The sequence below is a fragment of the Lentzea waywayandensis genome (assembly GCF_900115955.1).
In the GTDB taxonomy this organism is placed as follows: Bacteria; Actinomycetota; Actinomycetes; order Mycobacteriales; family Pseudonocardiaceae; genus Lentzea; species Lentzea waywayandensis.
The window spans coordinates 498,033-513,835 of record NZ_FOYL01000003.1 but is presented as its reverse complement, the minus strand read 5'-3'; the positions used below and the strand labels follow the sequence as shown (position 1 = coordinate 513,835).

Below are 15,803 nucleotides of genomic sequence, written 5' to 3'. Positions count from 1 at the left end.
GTCAGCTCAGCGCCACGTCGTCGGGACCGTCGATGCCGAGCGGTGCGGCGGTGATCGAGCGTGCCGCGGTGCCGACGGCGACCAGTGCCTTGCCGACGGCCTTGCTCTCGGCGACCGATCCGATCTCGGCGAGGTCCACCAGGGCCTGGTCGAGGTCCACCACGCGTTCCTCCATGCCGATCGTCGCGGCGATCAGCTCGCACACCGCGCCGGGGTCGTCCAGCTTGAGGAAGTTCTGCCCGAGGATCGTCCGCCAGTGCTCGCCGATGGTGTCGTCGTCGAAGTACGACGACTGGTTGGGCAGGATGAAGTACACGTTCCACTTGCGGGCGAGCTCGCGGTACACCGACACCGGGTCGATGTCCTGCTTGACGTCGTCGCCGATGATCCGGCGGATGTGCTTGGCTTCCAGTCGCGGCTTGTTCAGCTCGTCGCCGATGATGAACAGATAGCCCTTCCTGCCCCGCTTCTGCCACGCGTCGGTGACCACGTGCCGCGCGACGAAGTACGCGGCCAGCTCGTACGACTCGCTCTTCTGCCCACCACCGTTGCCTTCGAGGAAGATGTCCCGCAACTGCTCGTCCATGCGGTTGTCCGACTCGAACTGGCCGACCTGCAGGGGGACGCGATCGCTGTCGGCGTCCCCGATGCCGCCGAACATCAGCTGCGGGTCGGCGAGATATCCCTTGCGCTGCAACAGCCCGTGCAACTTGCCGAGCTTGCCCTGCATGATCCGCGGCACCGCGCCCATCGAGCCGGTCACGTCGAACAGCACCGCGATCGGTGTCGAGTCGGCGTGGTCGGGCGAGTCGCGGCACTCGCGGAACCCCACGTTGAGCGGGTCGAGCGCCGGCGCGGCCTTCCAGCTCGACGAGGGGTTGCCCTTGATCGAAGCCGTGTAGCCGAAGTCCGCGATTCCCTTGGCCGCACGGAAGGTCTTGGCCGCCGCGTAGGCGTTGTCATCCCACTTGCCGTGTCCCATGGTCATTCTCCCTTTGGAAGTGCGAACGGGCGGAAAACCCTTGGTCCGTACAGTTCTTCGAGCAGGTCGTCGTACTCGCCCAGCAGGTCGGCCGCGTCAGGCCTGCGTTCCGGGCGTTCCTGCACGCAGCCTCGCGCGAAGGCTTGTTGCCGATGTTCTTCGTGGTTCAAGAGATCGAGCATGAGCATGTGTGCCGTGTGGACGTCCGTCGCGGCCGTCACCGGTTCGCCTTGGGGCACTTCGGGCGGATAGCTGATGGCCTTGCTGGTCGCGAGGAGCCGCTGGCCGGACTCGACCGCGAACGACCAGCCGGCCAGCACGATCCCGTGCTGTTCCGGGTGAACCATGACGTTCTCGGCGGTGACCGCGCCATGCACCAGCCCGATCTGATGTGCGCCGGCCAATGCCTTGAGCAGCCTGCGATGCATCCACGCGTAGTCGCGCCCGTCCAGCCCCTGCGGGAACGCACGCTTCACCTCCGCGAGCGTCACGAACCCGTCGATGAGCGGGTCCAGCACCGTGAAGGCCCTTGAGCCCTTGGCGACGTCACCCGACGTGTCGAGCAGCCGCGGGTAGTAGGGCCGCAACCACTGGTTCCGGTCGGTGAAGCGCTCCAACGACCGCAACGCCTGCCACTCGCCGTGCAGCAGCGGGTTGAGGGCCGGGTTGCGCACCACCTTGACCACGTGCGGCCCGTCCGCCTCGTACAGGTTGGCGATGCTGCCGACCGCGAACGGCTCCCCGATGCGGTAGACGCCGGTCTTCGTCCTCAGTTCGACGCTCGTGCTGTGGGTCCACTCGTGGTGCAGGCGGGTCAGGTTCGCCGACGCCCTGTGCGCCCGCGTGTTGCCCGGTCCGACCACGTCGGGGTGCAGGACCGAGGCGAGCGCGCGGTACAGGCGCTTTGCCTGCTTGCGCTTGCCGGGGTCGGTGGTGCGCGGGCCGAACAGGGCCTCGGCCGTTGCGGCGCGCTCCACCAGGTCCAGCGCCTCCGGTGTGGTGAACATGGTTTGAGTCTTGCAGACTCAAACTCGGAGCGCAAGGGTGACCGAAGCCGTGAGGCGGTTCATGGTGTTCCCCTGCCCAGACTCCGGGTACCCCGCCCGGATACAGGAGGAGGAACAGTGCTGTTCGTTGTCATGGGCTGCTCGGTGGCCTTCGCGTTGCTCGTGGTGGAGGTGATCCACCGCCTGGTCCGCCGCTTCACCCACAGCGGCAAGATGTACCGGCCCGGCCAGCTGTTCGGGGCCTTGCTGGCCGCGCAGATAAGCCTGAGCGTGTATCCGGTGAACGCTCCGATCGCGTTGCACGCGCTGGGGATCGCGTTGATCCTGGCCGGGGCGTGGTTGCTGGCCGCGTTGATCAGCACCTTGGTGGACGTCTCGCTGTCGCGGATTCGCACTGATGTCACGGACAACCGGCACGCGCGGCGGGTGCACACGCAGATCACGCTGGTGCGTCGGCTGGTGCTGGTGGTCATCGGGGTGCTGGCGATCGGGGCGATCCTGATGACGTTCCCCGGGGCCCGGGCGGTGGGATCCACGGTGCTGGCTTCCGCCGCTGTCATCGGTGCTGTGGCGGCGTTCTCCGCGCAGTCGTTGCTGGGCAACCTGATCTCGGGGCTGCAGATCGCGTTCAGTGACGCGGTGCGGCTCGATGACGTCGTGGTCGTCGAAGGTGAGTGGGGGCGGGTCGAGGACATCACGCTGACGTACGTGGTGCTGCACCTGTGGGACGACCGGCGGCTGGTGCTGCCCACCTCGTACTTCCTCAAGACACCCTTCGAGAACTGGACTCGCACGCAGTCGGCGTTGCTCGGGACCGTGGAGCTCGACCTGGACTGGACGGTGCCGGTCGAGGCGATGCGGCAGGAGATGCGGTCCATGCTGGAGAGCAGTGATCTGTGGGACGGGCGGGTGTCGGTACTCCAGGTCACGCAGGCCACGCAGGGGTTCGTGCGGTTGCGTGCGCTGGTCAGCGCCGCTGATGCCGGGAAGCTGTGGGATCTGCGCTGCCTGACTCGTGAGCATCTGGTGGATTGGGTGCAGCGGCAGCACGGCGGCGCGTTGCCGCAGGTCAGGACCAAGGTCGTGACCGGCACCAAAAAGGCTCAGCCCGCCGGTGACCAGCACACGGACGCTCGGGTGTTCGGTGAGAGCATCGACGGGGCGTTGCGGGAGCAAGCGTTTGCGGGACCGAAGCAGTGACAGGCCGGAAACCAGGTGCAACCGCCCGCGGAGCCCGTTCCGTCCTAACCACATGAGAAGACCGCTCGCCGTCGCGTTTTGCGCGCTGGCTCTCGGCAGCTGTGGTACGAACGGGTCTCCAGCCGTGCCCTTGGCGGAGGTGCCGACCGTGTCTTCAGCGAAACCGGACAAGAACCGGATCGAGCAGGCGAAACGCGACGGCCACCTCACAGTGCCACTGATGATCTCCGTGCAGCCGGGACGCGACGAGGAGGTCGAGCAGGCACTGACGAGGCTGGGCGCGACCGTCGAGTCGCGGGATCCCAGAATCGGCTACCTGCGCGCCGAGATGCCGGTCGACAAGGTGGAAGACGCGTATCTGATCACCGGCGTGTCCAAGGTGGACTTGGACGAGCCGCTCGGCAACAAGCTGCCTGAACCGTAGAAAGCCCCAGGATCTCGTGGACCCTGGGGCTTTCTGCGTTGCTACGAGCTACTAGCTGACCGACTGGATGATCACGGCGCCGCCACCGACGACGGTGTTGTCCGCCGTGCGCACCTCGAGCTCACCGCGCAGCACGCGGCCGGCACCAGGCTGGCCCTGCGGCGTGATGACGCCCGTGGCGTTCCACGTCGCACCCGCCGCGCGCTCGGCGTTGCTGTCCGTCACGGACAGGGTGCCGAGAGCGGCCGACGTGTAGACGTCGAAGTAGTCGTACTCCGTGGTGCCCGCGGGCACCGCGTAGCCGTCCACCACGACGAGCCAGTTGCCGGCGGCCGGGTTGTTGATCGTCACCGACTCCTCGGAGTCCGCGTCCGCCGCCTGACCGGCGAGCACGCACGAGCCCGTCGTGCAGTTGTACACGGACAGGTCGAGGTCGGCGCCCTGGTCGGACGGGTTGCCGATCGTGGCGGTGAGCCGCGACGAGCCTGCCCCGACCGTCACCTCGTACTGCTGGGACGCGAGGTTCGCGATCGACGGACGAGCCTGCTTCGCGCTGCCGACCGCACCCGCCGCGAGCCGGCCGTTGAAGCTGGCCTGCGTGTTCGTGACGGCGTAGCTGCGCTCGATCGGCGTGCCCAGGGTGCCGGACGCGATGACGTCCGGGTTCGGGCTGATCGACGTGCCGAGCACGGACGCGGTCACCGAGTACGGCGCCTCGTCGGCGTCGGAGGTGCGACGCGCCTCGATCACGATCTCCCACACACCGGCCATCGGGCTGGCCACCGTGCGGCTGGTCGGCGTGCCACCGGCACAACCGGCGCCCGCGTCCGGGTTGTAGCAGTTGGTCGAGGCGCCGGAGTCGAAGCCGATGCCCTGCGGGGTGTAGCGCAGGAAGCGGACCTGGCCCTTGCCGGCCTCGGCGCCGCCGCCGGCCAGGTCGACCTTCAGCGCGGTCGTGCCCTTGGGCACGTTCACGAAGAGGCTGGTCGACTGGTTGCGCGCGATCGTGCCGGACTTGGTGACCGAGAACTTGTTGGTGGCGTTGAAGGTCTCCGCCGCGAACACGGTGTTCAGGGTCTGCGTGTCGACGCCGGGGGTCTCCGGGTTGTCGAGCTGCAGGACGGCGCTGTGCACGCCCGCGGTCTTGGCCTTGACCTTGACGGCGAACTGGACCGGCGTGTTCAGCGGCAGTTCGACCTTCTTCGGCGCCGTGAACGTGCCGTCGTTGCCCTTCCAGGAAACGTTGTACGTCTCGTCGTCGTGGCCCGTGGTGCGCATCAGCGTGTAGGTGCGGGTGTACTCCTGGCCCGCGGTCACGCCCTCACGGTCGTGGATGCCGACACCGACGTTCGGGGTGGCCAGCAGTCCACTGAGGACGGTGTTGACCGCGACGGACGTGGTGACCTTGTCCGGGACGGAGTGCTTGTCCAGCAAAGACCACGCGGCGTTGGTGTTGAAGAGGCCCGCGCCCTGCTCGTAGGCACCGAGGGTGCTCACGTAGTTCGCGCTGCGCTGGATCGCGAAACGCAGCTCGGCGCTGGTCGGCTTCTGGCCGTTGTGCGTGGCCTTGAACGCGCTCACGAGCAGCGCGGCGGCACCGGTCGCCTGCGGGGCGGCCATCGACGTGCCGTTGAACATCGCGTAGCCGGCCGGGAGGGCGTAGGTGCCAGCCACCGGGCCACCGGGCTGCCAGCGCGGCGTGGTGGAGATCGCCGAACCGGGCGCGACGATGTTCGGCTTGAAGCCGCCGTCCTCGGCCGGGCCGCGCGACGAGAAGCCGTGCAGGTTCTGCTTCTGCGCGGTCTTCGAGCCGTAGTTGGAGAGCCAGGTCTCCTTGGTGATGTACGAGCCGACGCTCACCGCGTCCGTGGCGACCGACGGGTCACCGACGGTGTTCGCGCCCGCACCCGAGTTGCCCGCCGAGATGAACAGCTGGACGTTGTACTCGTTGATCGTGCGGTTGTAGAGCTCCGCACGGGCGTTGTTGCCGTCGTTGAGCGCCGGGAGGCCACCGATGGAGATGTTCACGACGTCGGCGCCGTTGCGCGCGGCGTAGAGGACACCGTCGATGAGACCGGAGCTGGTGCAGGAAGGCGTGGAGAGGCAGGCCTTGATGGACATCAGCTTCGCACCGGGGGCGGCACCGGCCATCTTGCCGTCGAACAGCTTGTTGGCCGAGGTGATGCCGGCGACGTGGGTGCCGTGCGCGGCGCCCGCGATGCCCAGGTTGACGAACGGCGTGCCCGCGTTGTCGTAGATCGACCGGTCGGTCTGCACGACGAACGCGACGCGCTCGGCGACGGGGGTCGCGGGGTTGTCGGTACCGAAGAAACCGCTGTCCTGCTTGACCTTGTAGTCGAGCATGCGCTTGTTGTTGGTGAAGTCGCCGTCACCATCGGTGTCGACGAAGACTTCCTTCGTCGTGATGTCCTGGATGACACCGAACGCGTCCGTGCGGTCACCGTCGCGGTTGATGTCGCCGCCGGTCTCGCTGTTGGCGAGGTTCAGGTCGCCCGCGGTCTCGCGGAAGAGGCCGAACGAGTACGGGCCACCGGTCGCCGGCGCGGTCCACTCGCGACCGCTGTCGGTGAACTTGCCGACGCGGCCGGTCTTGGTCATGGTGACCCAGGTGCCGTCGCCGGAGTTCGTGGCGTTCGCGTTGTACCAGTCGATGATCTTGCGCTCACCGGTGCTGGTCGTCTGCAGGGCGGGCGTGTCCAGGTCGATGCCGGAGTCGATCACGGCGATCGTGGTGCCGCGGCCGTCCCACTTCGGGTGCGCGGTGGCGAACTGCGCCGCCTGCGTGTCCTGCGTCGGCATGTACGGGTTGGTGCGCGGGGTCTTCGAGTCCGGCGCCTTCTGCGGGGCCGGCTGCTCCATGCCCTGCGGACGCGGGTCGTCGACCGCGATCAGCCCGTCGACGTCCACGGTGCTGACCGAGGCCAGCTTGGCGGCCTTCTCCGCGTTCTCGCGCGGGATGGTCACCTTGACGTAGTCGACGTCCTTCTCGGTCTTCTGGACCGTGGCGCCGAGCGCCTTGAGGTCGTTGACCGCGGCGTCGGTCTTGCCGTCCTCCGCGGCGACCAGCAGGTCGACGGTCGCCTTGCCCTCGCGGGCGGCCTCGTCGACGAGCGCGCGGTCCTGCTTGTCGAGCTGCTTGTCAGCGGCAGGCTGCTGTGACGCGTTCTGCGCGACGGCGGGGGTGGCGGCGAAGCCGAACCCGGTAGTGCCCAGCACCGCGGTCAGCAAGACCGTTCCGGTGCGGCGTCTCCAGTTCTTCACGGCGCATGTGCCCTTCGTGGGGTAAAGAGTGCTCCGAAGCACATCTCTTCGTCTCACGAGTGGCAATCGTCGGACCGGACTAATTGTGAGATCCACATTGGACTGTTCAGCGGCTTGAACGGGCGCACTTTTAGTGCTGCGCGTTTCATTTCGTTCGTGGAACGAGCAACCACCCTCCAGTCAAGAGCTGATGGAGGGGAATGTCAAGGCGGTGTCAACGGTGAACGGTGTTGGCGTGTAACAGGATCCCGTCATCGGGCGATGGACTGATCGCTATTTCCGCCCAATAGCGAACGCAATCTCGACCGCAGGCGTCCGACGACTCCCTGCCTGGTCGCGAGCGCTTTCGGCTGCGCGCCGCACTCCGGGCAGTTGCCGCGATGCCTTTCGAGCGCCTGCCGCAGTTCCGTCACGTGCTTCGCGGTCCGTTCGGGCACCGAGTCCTTTTTGACCGAGAGCAGGCTCAGCTCGGTCAGCACGTGCGTGCCGCGGCGGAGTTGTGCCGCGGGCGTGATGGTGTGGAAGAAGATCAGGTTCCTGCTGCGCTTCGGTTCGAACCCCTGAACGTCGCACCACTCGACGAAGGTCTCGTGGTCGAGACCGTTCGACGTGATGCCCTGAGCGGTCAGCCTGGTGCCCAGCTTGAAGGTCCGCCACGCCACCGTGCCGCCCATGAGAAACCACAGGCCACCGAAGACGTAGCCGTACCAGGGGCCGTTCAGTGCCGCGAGCGGACCGATCGCGGCCACGGCGACGCCGAGGCCGAACAGGACCCATCTCCACCTGGTGTGCATGTCTCCATCCTGTTTACCCGATTGCGGGGCCTGGCATTGTTCGGTGCGAGACCAGGACGGCGGGATGCCGACGCGGGCGGAATACCGCGGCCTGCCAACCGTGCCTGCGGATCAGGTGGTCACGGGGCTGATCCCGCACCAACCACCCAACTTTCAGACGCCTGCCGCACTTGATTTGTTGAACGAACCCGTGTGCGTTCTCACGGGGCAGCGCGGGGTGGGCAAGACGCAGCCGGCCGCGGCGGGGTTGCTCGAACAGGCGCTGGAACCGTGGCGGGACCAGCCGGTCGACAGCGACGAGCTCTTCGGCGCCTGGGACAACCTCGCCTGCGCCTGCCGAACTGCTCGGGCCGGATCATCCGGTCGTGACCGCGCCACTGGACGCGCTCCAGATCATTCAGCAGGTCTGAGGGCCGGTCAGGCGCTATTTTGCGCGCATGGACCTGAAGCCGGTCGCCGACGAGCTCTACGGCCTGCCTCCGAAGGAGTTCACCGCGGCCCGCAACGCCGCGGCCAAGCAGGCCGACGACAAGGACCTCGCGAAGGCCATCGCCGAGCTGCGCAGGCCGACCGTGGGCGCCTGGGCGGTCAACAAGCTCGTCAGGGACGCGCCCGAGGGCCTGGAGGAGGCGCTGGGGCTCTCCACGGCGCAGCTGACCATGCGGGAGCTCGGCCGCAAGCGCAAGGAGCTCATGGAGGCGCTCGTCTACCGCACGCTGGAGCTGACGGGACCGCTCGCGGACGACGCCGTCACGCAGGTGCGCAACACGCTGACGGCCGCGATGGCCGACCCCGAGTCCGCCGAGCAGGTGCGGGGCGGGCACCTGACGAAGGGGCTGGAGTACTCCGGGTTCGGGTTCGCACTCCCCACGCCCGAGCCGGCGCAGGACGGCGAGGACGCGCTGGCCCGCAAGCGGCGCGAAAGGCATGAGCGCAAGCGGGCCGAGGCGCAGCAGGCGCTGGACGAGGCCGAGCAGGCTCTGGGCGAGGCTCAGGCGGACCAGCTGGCGGCGCAGCGGGCGTTCGACCGGGCGGCGGAACGGCTGGAGGACGCCAAGCGGGTCACGTCGGCCTCCGAGAAGGCCCGCAAGGCGGCGGAACGCAAGCTCAACGACCTTTCGTGAACACGTGATCACCAGCTGCGTCTGATCAGTTCAGAACCTGAAGACGAGCTGAAGGAATTGAGCCTGGTCACAGTGAAAGCCGACCGGAACACAGCGGTCCGGTTGTACGTTCAACAATGTGGTTGGCCGCTGGCGCTCGAGCTGCGCGCCAGGGCGATCCGACACCCCCAGGTCGGAAATGCCCTTCCGCAGGCACGCGTGCTCGCGCCGCGGTCAACCCGCCGTCGACCGGCACTCCGGTAAACCCCCCTCACCGGTAGTGGCGGTCGACGGCACCCAGAAGTGCGGTGATCGCCGACCTCAGAGGTTGTACTGGTCGTGGCTCTCGTAGAACGCGACGAGCTCATCCGGCGAGAGCCCCTTGGCGTTCCGGACCTCCAGGAAGAAGTTCTCGCGGGCGATCCCGGGCGAAAACAGGATCAGCATCCGCACCGGCGCGTCGCTGTCGTTGCGGAACGCGTGCGGGCGATGAGCAGGCACGTAGAGGAAGTCGCCCTCGCCGGCGGTGGTCCACTCCTCGCCGTCGAGCAGCGTGATCTCGCCTTCGAGCACGTAGAACGACTCGGAGAACGTCTTGTGGAAGTGCGGCCGGGCGCCGGGCTGGCGGGCCTCCATGCGCCACTCGAACAGGCCGAACTCGCCGTTCGTGACTGAACCTGGCGCTACAAAACGCGTGGTCGGAGTGGTGAAGCCCACCTCTGAGGCCGGTCGGAAGCTCACTACGTCGTCATCCCCTCAAAAAGTGAAACTGACTCAGGTCTCGTGCGTGACCAGCGGCAGATCTAGACTCGCCCGATGGCACATGACGCGGATGTCATCGTCGTCGGCGCGGGCCTCGCAGGTCTCGTCGCGACCGCAGAGCTCGCGGACGCGGGCCGGAAGGTCATTCTCCTCGACCAGGAGCCGGAAGCGTCGCTCGGCGGCCAGGCGTGGTGGTCGTTCGGCGGGCTGTTCCTGGTGGACACCCCCGAGCAGCGCAGGCTCCGGGTCAAGGACTCGCACGACCTGGCGCTTCAGGACTGGATGGGCTCAGCGGCGTTCGACCGGGAGAGCGACCACTTCCCACGGCTGTGGGCACAGGCCTATGTGGACTTCGCCTCCGGTGAGAAGCGCTCGTGGCTGCACAACATGGGGGTGCGCTGGTTCCCCTTCGTGCAGTGGGCGGAGCGCGGCGGCTATCTGGCGGACGGACACGGCAACTCGGTGCCGCGCTTCCACGTCACGTGGGGCACCGGGCCGGGCATCGTCGAGCCGTTCGAGCGGCGGGTGCGGGAGGCTGTCGCGAAAGGACTCGTGACGCTGAAGTTCCGCCACAAGGTCACGAGCGTCAACGTCACCAACGGCGTGTGCGACGGTGTGTCCGGTGACGTGCTGGAGCCGTCGTCGGTGGGCAGGGCCGAACCCAGTTCCCGCACGGTCGTCGGCGACTTCTCGCTCAAGGCGCAGGCCGTGATCGTCACGTCCGGTGGCATCGGCGGCAACCACGACCTGGTGCGCAAGAACTGGCCGGAGCGGATGGGCAAGCCGCCGAAGTTCATGCTGGCCGGTGTGCCGGACTTCGTGGACGGCTCGATGATGGAGATCACGCAGAAGGCCGGCGGCGCGATCATCAACGAAGACCGCATGTGGCACTACCCCGAGGGCATCGCGAACTACGCGCCGGTGTGGTCGCGGCACGGCATCCGCATCCTGCCCGGTCCGTCGCCGCTGTGGCTCGACGCCGACGGCAAGCGGTTGCCGATCCCGCTGTTCCCCGGTTTCGACGCGCTGGGGTCGTTGCAGCACATCACCTCGAACGGGCACGAGCACTCGTGGTTCGTGCTGAACAAGAGGATCATCGGCAAGGAGTTCGCGCTGTCGGGCTCCGAGCAGAACCCGGACCTGACGGGCAAGGACACGAAGGCCGTCCTCAAGCGCGCACTGCCGGGTGCGGTCGCGCCGGTCGAGGCGTTCGCGCAGAAGTCCAAGGAGTTCATCCAGGCGGGGACGGTCGCGGATCTGGCTCGCGGGATGAACGCGCTGACCGGCGACTCGCGGATCGACGCGGCCGCGCTGGAGAAGACGATCGTCGAACGCGACCGCCAGGTCACCGCGGGTCTGAGCAAGGACATGCAGATCAACGCGATCCGCCAGACCCGCCATTTCCTGACGGACAAGCTGATCCGGGTCGTCGAGCCGCACCGGTTGCTCGACCCCAAGGCCGGTCCGCTGATCGCCGTGCGGCTGTCGGTGCTCACGCGCAAGACGCTGGGCGGTCTGCACACCGACCTGTCGTCGCGGGTGCTCGACACGTCCGGTGAGGTGCTGCCGGGCCTGTACGCCGCCGGTGAGGCCGCCGGGTTCGGTGGCGGTGGCGTGCACGGGTACCGCGCGCTGGAGGGCACGTTCCTCGGCGGCTGCCTGTTCTCGGGACGGGTCGCCGGGCGTTCGGCGGCGGAGGCCGTCAAGTAGTTCTCGCGTGGTGGACCCGGGTTGACGGTCCCCCGGCTTGCGGCTGTGCTGAAGGCATGACGCAGATCGGTGTTCTGGTCGGCAACCCGCGGCCCGCCTCGCGCACGCTGCAGGCGGCCCTGGCCCTGCGCGAGGCGCTCGCCTCGACGCTGGGCGTGCCCGTCGACGGGCCTGTCATCGAGGCGGCCACGCTGGCGCCCGCCGTCTTCACGGAACCGGACACGATCAAGGCCGCGCTGGCCACGCTCGGGCAGGCCGACGTGCTCGTGGTCGCGACGCCGACGTACAAGGCCGCGTACACCGGCCTGTTGAAGGCCGTGCTGGACCAGGCACCGCCGGGGTGGCTGAAGGGCAAGGTCGTCGTACCGCTCCAGATCGCCGCGTCCGACAAGCACGCGCTGGCCGTCGAGGTGCACCTGCGACCGGTGCTCGCCGAGCTGGGTGCGTTGGTGCCACAGGCTTTGTTCCTCAACGAGGCCGCGCTTCCCGCCGACGCCACGGACTTCGACCTGGACGCGCTGAAGGTGCTGCGATGAAGGAACAGCTGCGCGACGCGTTGAAGCACCACGCCCAGGCCGTCACGATCGTCACGGCCACCGGCCAGGAAGGTCCGGTCGGCACCACGGTCTCCTCGTTCACCTCCGTCTCGTTCGAACCGCCCCTGGTCGTCGTCTGGATCGGCGAGGGCGCCTCGGTGTGGCCGGTGCTGCGGACCGCGCCCCTGTTCGCCGTGCACCTGCTGCACGCCGCGCAGACCGGGCTGGCGGACCTGTTCGCGACGAAGGGCGTCGACCGGTTCGGTCCGGCCACGCGCTGGCAGCACGACGACGACGGCGTGCCGTTGCTGCTGGACGCCCCCGTACGGCTGCGGTGCCGGACGTCGCGGCGGATCGCGGTCGGCGATCACATCGCGCTCGTCGGCGAGCCGCTCGACATCACGCACACCGACATCGCCGCGCCCCTGGTGCGGCACCAGGGGCGCTACACCTCAGTCGCCTAGCTGGTGCAGGATCTCCTGTGCCAGCACGTCGTTCTGCCGGAACGCCGGGGCGTTCGTGTGCGGCCGCGCGAACGCCGCGAACGCCTTGCCCGTCGTGTACGGCCCGACGGCGAACCGGGCCGGGTCCTCGTCGCCGTTCTCGTTGATCAGGCGCCCCACCGGTGACACCCGGACCAGCCCGGCGGCGTCCTCGGAGACGTCGCCGACCGCGCGCAACGACCGCAGCACCGGATCCGCCGTGCGCGACAACGAATGCGTGGGCAGGCGGGCCTCGATCAGGCCGTTGGCGCGCACCACGTCCGGCGTCGTCGCGCTGCCGGCCACGAACGCGCCCTCCACCGCGTCCACCCACATGTCGGCGCCGAGGAACCGCACGATTCCCGCGCGCGACAACGCCAGCAGCTCCTCCAGCCGGTCCGGCGGCGGGCCGGAGGCCAGGTAGCTGAAGTAGCCGTGCCACCAGCCGTCGAACGGCATGAGGCCCGCGAGCTGACCGTAGACCGACAGCAGGGCCAGGAACGCCCCCAGATCGGCGCTGTGCCGCGGATCCGAACGCCGGGCCACATCCGCCTCGACGTACGCGCGCAGGTGCTTCTGGAACTCCTCCGCTGACGCGAACGTGACACCGGCCAGCGGACGGTCGAGGCGTTCGAAGTCGATGCGGTCGGCCGGATCGGGTACGGCGAGCACCTCCAGCTCGCGCATCTCCTCGCTGTACCAGGGCAAATCGGTGAACGACGCGGCGAACTCCACGAACGGCATCCGCACCAGGCCGGGATGCCCGGTGAAGAGCTCGTGGTAGTAGCCCCAGGCGATCTCCTTGGCCATCAACGGCCACACGTCGTCCCGGAAGTCGAGTTCCTTCCCCTGCAAGGCGTCCGCGACGAAGAAGTTCGGCAACGACGGACGGGTTCCCTGCAACCGGTAGCCGGTCTTCGAGTGGTACGGCACGCCCCGCCGCGAGCCCACGTACAGCGTCGGTTCGGCGCCGGAAGGCACGTACGACAGCCCCTCCTGACCACGCACGTAACGGCCGCCGCGACCCTCGGTCAGCAACACCATCAGGTCGATGAACGCGAGCCCGAAGCCCCGCAGCACCACGTCTCCGGTGACGGCGGACAGGTCCGCGTCGGCCGAGTACAGCGGCGGCACGTAGATCAGGCCGTGCTCCGAAGCGTGCTCGGCGAGCTTGCGGTGCTCTGGTTCGGGGTCGGCGTCGAGATGCCCCAGCGCGAGCACCAGCACGTCGGCGTTCAGGGACTCACCGTTGTCGAGCCACACCCGGTTGCCCACGACCTTCAGCGCCGTCGCCTGATGCACGGTCACAGAGATGTTCGGAGGCAGAGATTTCGTTACGTGGTCGAAGAACCACGCCAGGTACGTGCTCTGCACCTGACGTGACGGGAACGACGTCGGATCGATGTCGGTCCACTCCGCCAGCGACGGACCGGGACGAATCGGACCGAGACCGTCGAAGGAGCCATCGGTGAAGACGGTGACGTCCTCGGCCATGGAGTTCATGCGCAGCAACGGGGATTGGGCGTGCCGCCACACCCGGCCCGCTCCCGGCGGGTGCGGGTCTACGACGTGCACGGCCAGGGGCAGCGTGGGCGACTGGGCGGCGATGCGTTCCAGCAGGCCGGCGGCACGGGGGCCGCCACCGATGACGACGAGTGAGCGCATGCGCGTCTTTCCGTTGGAGGGCAACGAGAACGAGCCGCGCCCCTCAACGCGAACACCACCACGGTACCCCGCGCGTGCAAGCAAATCCCGCTCTGTGGACGTCGTTGCGGCGAACGAGATCCGGGTGTGCACTCGAAGGGCGCCTCCCTCAACGCACCCCAATCCCACCGACAACATCTGGGGAATCGGTCATGCCAGTTGAGTTTCTCGGGATCGCCGCCACGAACGACGGGTCGGAGACGACGCCGCGGTCGTCCAGCGGCGCGTTCGACAAGGACTACACGCTCAGGCTCGCTCGCGCGCACGAGGAACACGGGTGGGACCGCGTGCTGTTCGCGTACGGGTCGGGCGCGCCGGAACCCTCCGCCGCGGCCGCCTACCTCGCCAGCAAGCTCGACAAGCTGCAGATCCTGCTGGCCCACCGGCCGAACGTGTCCTACCCGACGTTCGCCGCCAAGACGTTCGCGACGCTCGACCAGATCAGCGACGGCCGGCTCACCGTGCACTTCATCACCGGCGGCACGGACCACGAGCAGCAGCGCGAGGGCGACTACCTGACCAAGGACCAGCGCTACAGCCGCACCCGCGAGTACATCCAGATCGTCAAGAAGGCCTGGACCAGCAGGTCCGCGTTCGACCACGACGGCGAGCACTACCACTTCGCGGACTTCGTGAGCGACGTGTTCCCCGTGCAGCAACCACGCCCGAACGTGTCGTTCGGCGGTTCCTCCCCCGCGGCGTACGCGGCGGGCGGCGCGGAGGCCGACATCTTCTGCCTCTGGGGCGAACCGCTGGCCGAGACCGCCCAGCAGATCGAGTCGGTGAAGCAGGCGGCGAAAGACGCGGGCCGCACGGACGTGCCGAGGATCCAGGTCGCGTTCCGGCCGATCATCGCGCCGACCGAGGAACTGGCGTGGGAGAAGGCGCACCGGACGGTCGACCGCATCGAGGCGCGGAAGGCGAACGGGCCGCTGAGCCGCCGGCATTCGCTCACCAGCCCGGAGAACACCGGCTCACAACGACTTCTGGCCGTCGCGGAACGCGGCGAGCGATTTGATCGTGCTTTGTGGACGCCGACGGCGAAGGCGACCGGCGGCGCGGGCAACTCCAACGCGTTGGTGGGAACTCCGGAGACCGTCGCGCAGGCGTTGCTGGACTACTACGACCTCGGCGTCGACATCCTGTCCGCACGTGGTTACGACCTGCTCGACGACGCGATCGACTTCGGCCGGTACGTGATTCCGATCGTGCGCGAGGAGGTCGCGAAGCGGGACCGGGCCAACGCCGCATGACCACTCTCGAAGTCCGTCGCGTCCGGCAATCGGATCCGGACGCGGCGCCATTAGTGACGGAACTTACGTACGAATACACGTCTCGCTACGGACCGATGGGCGCAGAGGAGATGCAACGGCCGGCGGACGTGTTCGAGCCGCCGAACGGACAGTTCCTGCTGCTGATGGAAGCCGGAGTGGCCGTCGCGGGCGGCGCGTTCAAGCGGTTCGACGCCGAAACCGCCGAACTGAAACGGATCTGGACGCATTCACAGCACCGCAGGCGTGGATTGGCGCGCAGGGTGCTCGTGGAACTGGAGAACGAGGCACGAACGTTTGGGTACACCAGGATCTACCTGACCACAGGGCCTCGCCAGCCGGAAGCGAAAGGGTTGTACCTGGCGACCGGTTACACACCGTTGTTCGACGTTGATACAGACCCTCTGACAATTGGTCCACTGGCCTTCAGCAAGGTGATTCATTAGTTCAAACGAGTGAATTCGTGGCCTGACTGCTGTATCTCGACCGGGATTCAGGGTTCCGTTGGACAGGTTCTGAGTGATCAGTAAGCTTGTCGGTTGGACC

Annotated in this window: 14 protein-coding genes; 8 read left to right on the top strand and 6 right to left on the bottom strand. The window is 67.9% G+C overall.

Annotated features, from left to right (window positions below; all coding sequences use genetic code 11):
* Position 1: 1 nt before the first annotated feature.
* Both BM417_RS13155 and BM417_RS13150 read right to left on the bottom strand, forming a co-directional pair.
* Positions 2-982, bottom strand: a complete 981-nt coding sequence (locus tag BM417_RS13155) for a hypothetical protein (RefSeq protein ID WP_093592296.1) — start codon at positions 980-982, stop codon at positions 2-4.
* A gap of 2 nt (positions 983-984) precedes the next feature.
* Entirely contained in the window at positions 985-1,989 is a 1,005-nt protein-coding gene (locus tag BM417_RS13150) for a protein kinase family protein (RefSeq protein ID WP_093592293.1), read from the bottom strand.
* Positions 1,990-2,106: 117 nt separating this feature from the next.
* On the opposite strand from BM417_RS13150, the gene BM417_RS13145 reads away from it, so the two are divergent.
* Both BM417_RS13145 and BM417_RS13140 read left to right on the top strand, forming a co-directional pair.
* Positions 2,107-3,189: a mechanosensitive ion channel family protein gene (locus BM417_RS13145; protein ID WP_245821891.1), complete on the top strand. Its 1,083-nt coding sequence runs from the start codon at positions 2,107-2,109 to the stop codon at positions 3,187-3,189.
* 148 nt (positions 3,190-3,337) lie between these two features.
* The gene (locus tag BM417_RS13140; RefSeq protein ID WP_143138627.1) at positions 3,338-3,613 is read left to right on the top strand and encodes a hypothetical protein; all 276 of its coding nucleotides are present in this window, start codon (positions 3,338-3,340) and stop codon (positions 3,611-3,613) included.
* A 51-nt stretch (positions 3,614-3,664) separates the two neighbouring features.
* Here the strand turns inward: BM417_RS13140 and BM417_RS13135 are convergent, their stop codons facing one another.
* Both BM417_RS13135 and BM417_RS13130 read right to left on the bottom strand, forming a co-directional pair.
* A complete protein-coding gene (locus BM417_RS13135; RefSeq protein ID WP_093592288.1) occupies positions 3,665-6,895 on the bottom strand; it encodes a S8 family serine peptidase in 3,231 nt (1,076 codons plus the stop codon).
* A 251-nt stretch (positions 6,896-7,146) separates the two neighbouring features.
* Positions 7,147-7,689, bottom strand: coding sequence for a hypothetical protein (locus BM417_RS13130; protein WP_093592285.1), 543 nt, complete (start codon positions 7,687-7,689; stop codon positions 7,147-7,149).
* A 437-nt stretch (positions 7,690-8,126) separates the two neighbouring features.
* Between BM417_RS13130 and BM417_RS13125 the strand changes: the two genes are divergently transcribed.
* Entirely contained in the window at positions 8,127-8,813 is a 687-nt protein-coding gene (locus BM417_RS13125) for a hypothetical protein (protein WP_093592282.1), read from the top strand.
* 300 nt (positions 8,814-9,113) lie between these two features.
* On the opposite strand, the gene BM417_RS13120 is transcribed toward BM417_RS13125, so the two are convergent.
* Entirely contained in the window at positions 9,114-9,509 is a 396-nt protein-coding gene (locus BM417_RS13120; protein ID WP_281251319.1) for a cupin domain-containing protein, read from the bottom strand.
* A 99-nt stretch (positions 9,510-9,608) separates the two neighbouring features.
* On the opposite strand from BM417_RS13120, the gene BM417_RS13115 reads away from it, so the two are divergent.
* The 3 genes from BM417_RS13115 to BM417_RS13105 are packed head-to-tail and all read left to right on the top strand — an operon-like array spanning position 9,609 to position 12,264.
* Positions 9,609-11,264: an FAD-binding dehydrogenase gene (locus tag BM417_RS13115; RefSeq protein ID WP_093592279.1), complete on the top strand. Its 1,656-nt coding sequence runs from the start codon at positions 9,609-9,611 to the stop codon at positions 11,262-11,264.
* 56 nt (positions 11,265-11,320) lie between these two features.
* Entirely contained in the window at positions 11,321-11,800 is a 480-nt protein-coding gene (locus tag BM417_RS13110) for an NADPH-dependent FMN reductase (protein ID WP_093592276.1), read from the top strand.
* Positions 11,797-12,264 (top strand): flavin reductase family protein, encoded by a 468-nt coding sequence (locus BM417_RS13105; RefSeq protein ID WP_093592273.1) that lies wholly within the window; start codon positions 11,797-11,799, stop codon positions 12,262-12,264. The genes BM417_RS13110 and BM417_RS13105 overlap by 4 nt, the downstream gene beginning before the upstream one ends.
* Here the strand turns inward: BM417_RS13105 and BM417_RS13100 are convergent.
* On the bottom strand, positions 12,253-13,947 hold the full coding sequence (locus tag BM417_RS13100; RefSeq protein WP_093592270.1) for an FAD/NAD(P)-binding protein: 1,695 nt from the start codon (positions 13,945-13,947) through the stop codon (positions 12,253-12,255). The genes BM417_RS13105 and BM417_RS13100 overlap by 12 nt on opposite strands.
* Before the next feature lie 191 nt (positions 13,948-14,138).
* On the opposite strand from BM417_RS13100, the gene BM417_RS13095 reads away from it, so the two are divergent.
* Together BM417_RS13095 and BM417_RS13090 are read left to right on the top strand one after the other, a co-directional pair.
* Positions 14,139-15,239, top strand: a complete 1,101-nt coding sequence (locus BM417_RS13095; protein WP_093592267.1) for an LLM class flavin-dependent oxidoreductase — start codon at positions 14,139-14,141, stop codon at positions 15,237-15,239.
* The gene (locus tag BM417_RS13090; protein ID WP_093592264.1) at positions 15,236-15,703 is read left to right on the top strand and encodes a GNAT family N-acetyltransferase; all 468 of its coding nucleotides are present in this window, start codon (positions 15,236-15,238) and stop codon (positions 15,701-15,703) included. The genes BM417_RS13095 and BM417_RS13090 overlap by 4 nt, the downstream gene beginning before the upstream one ends.
* Positions 15,704-15,803: the final 100 nt, after the last annotated feature.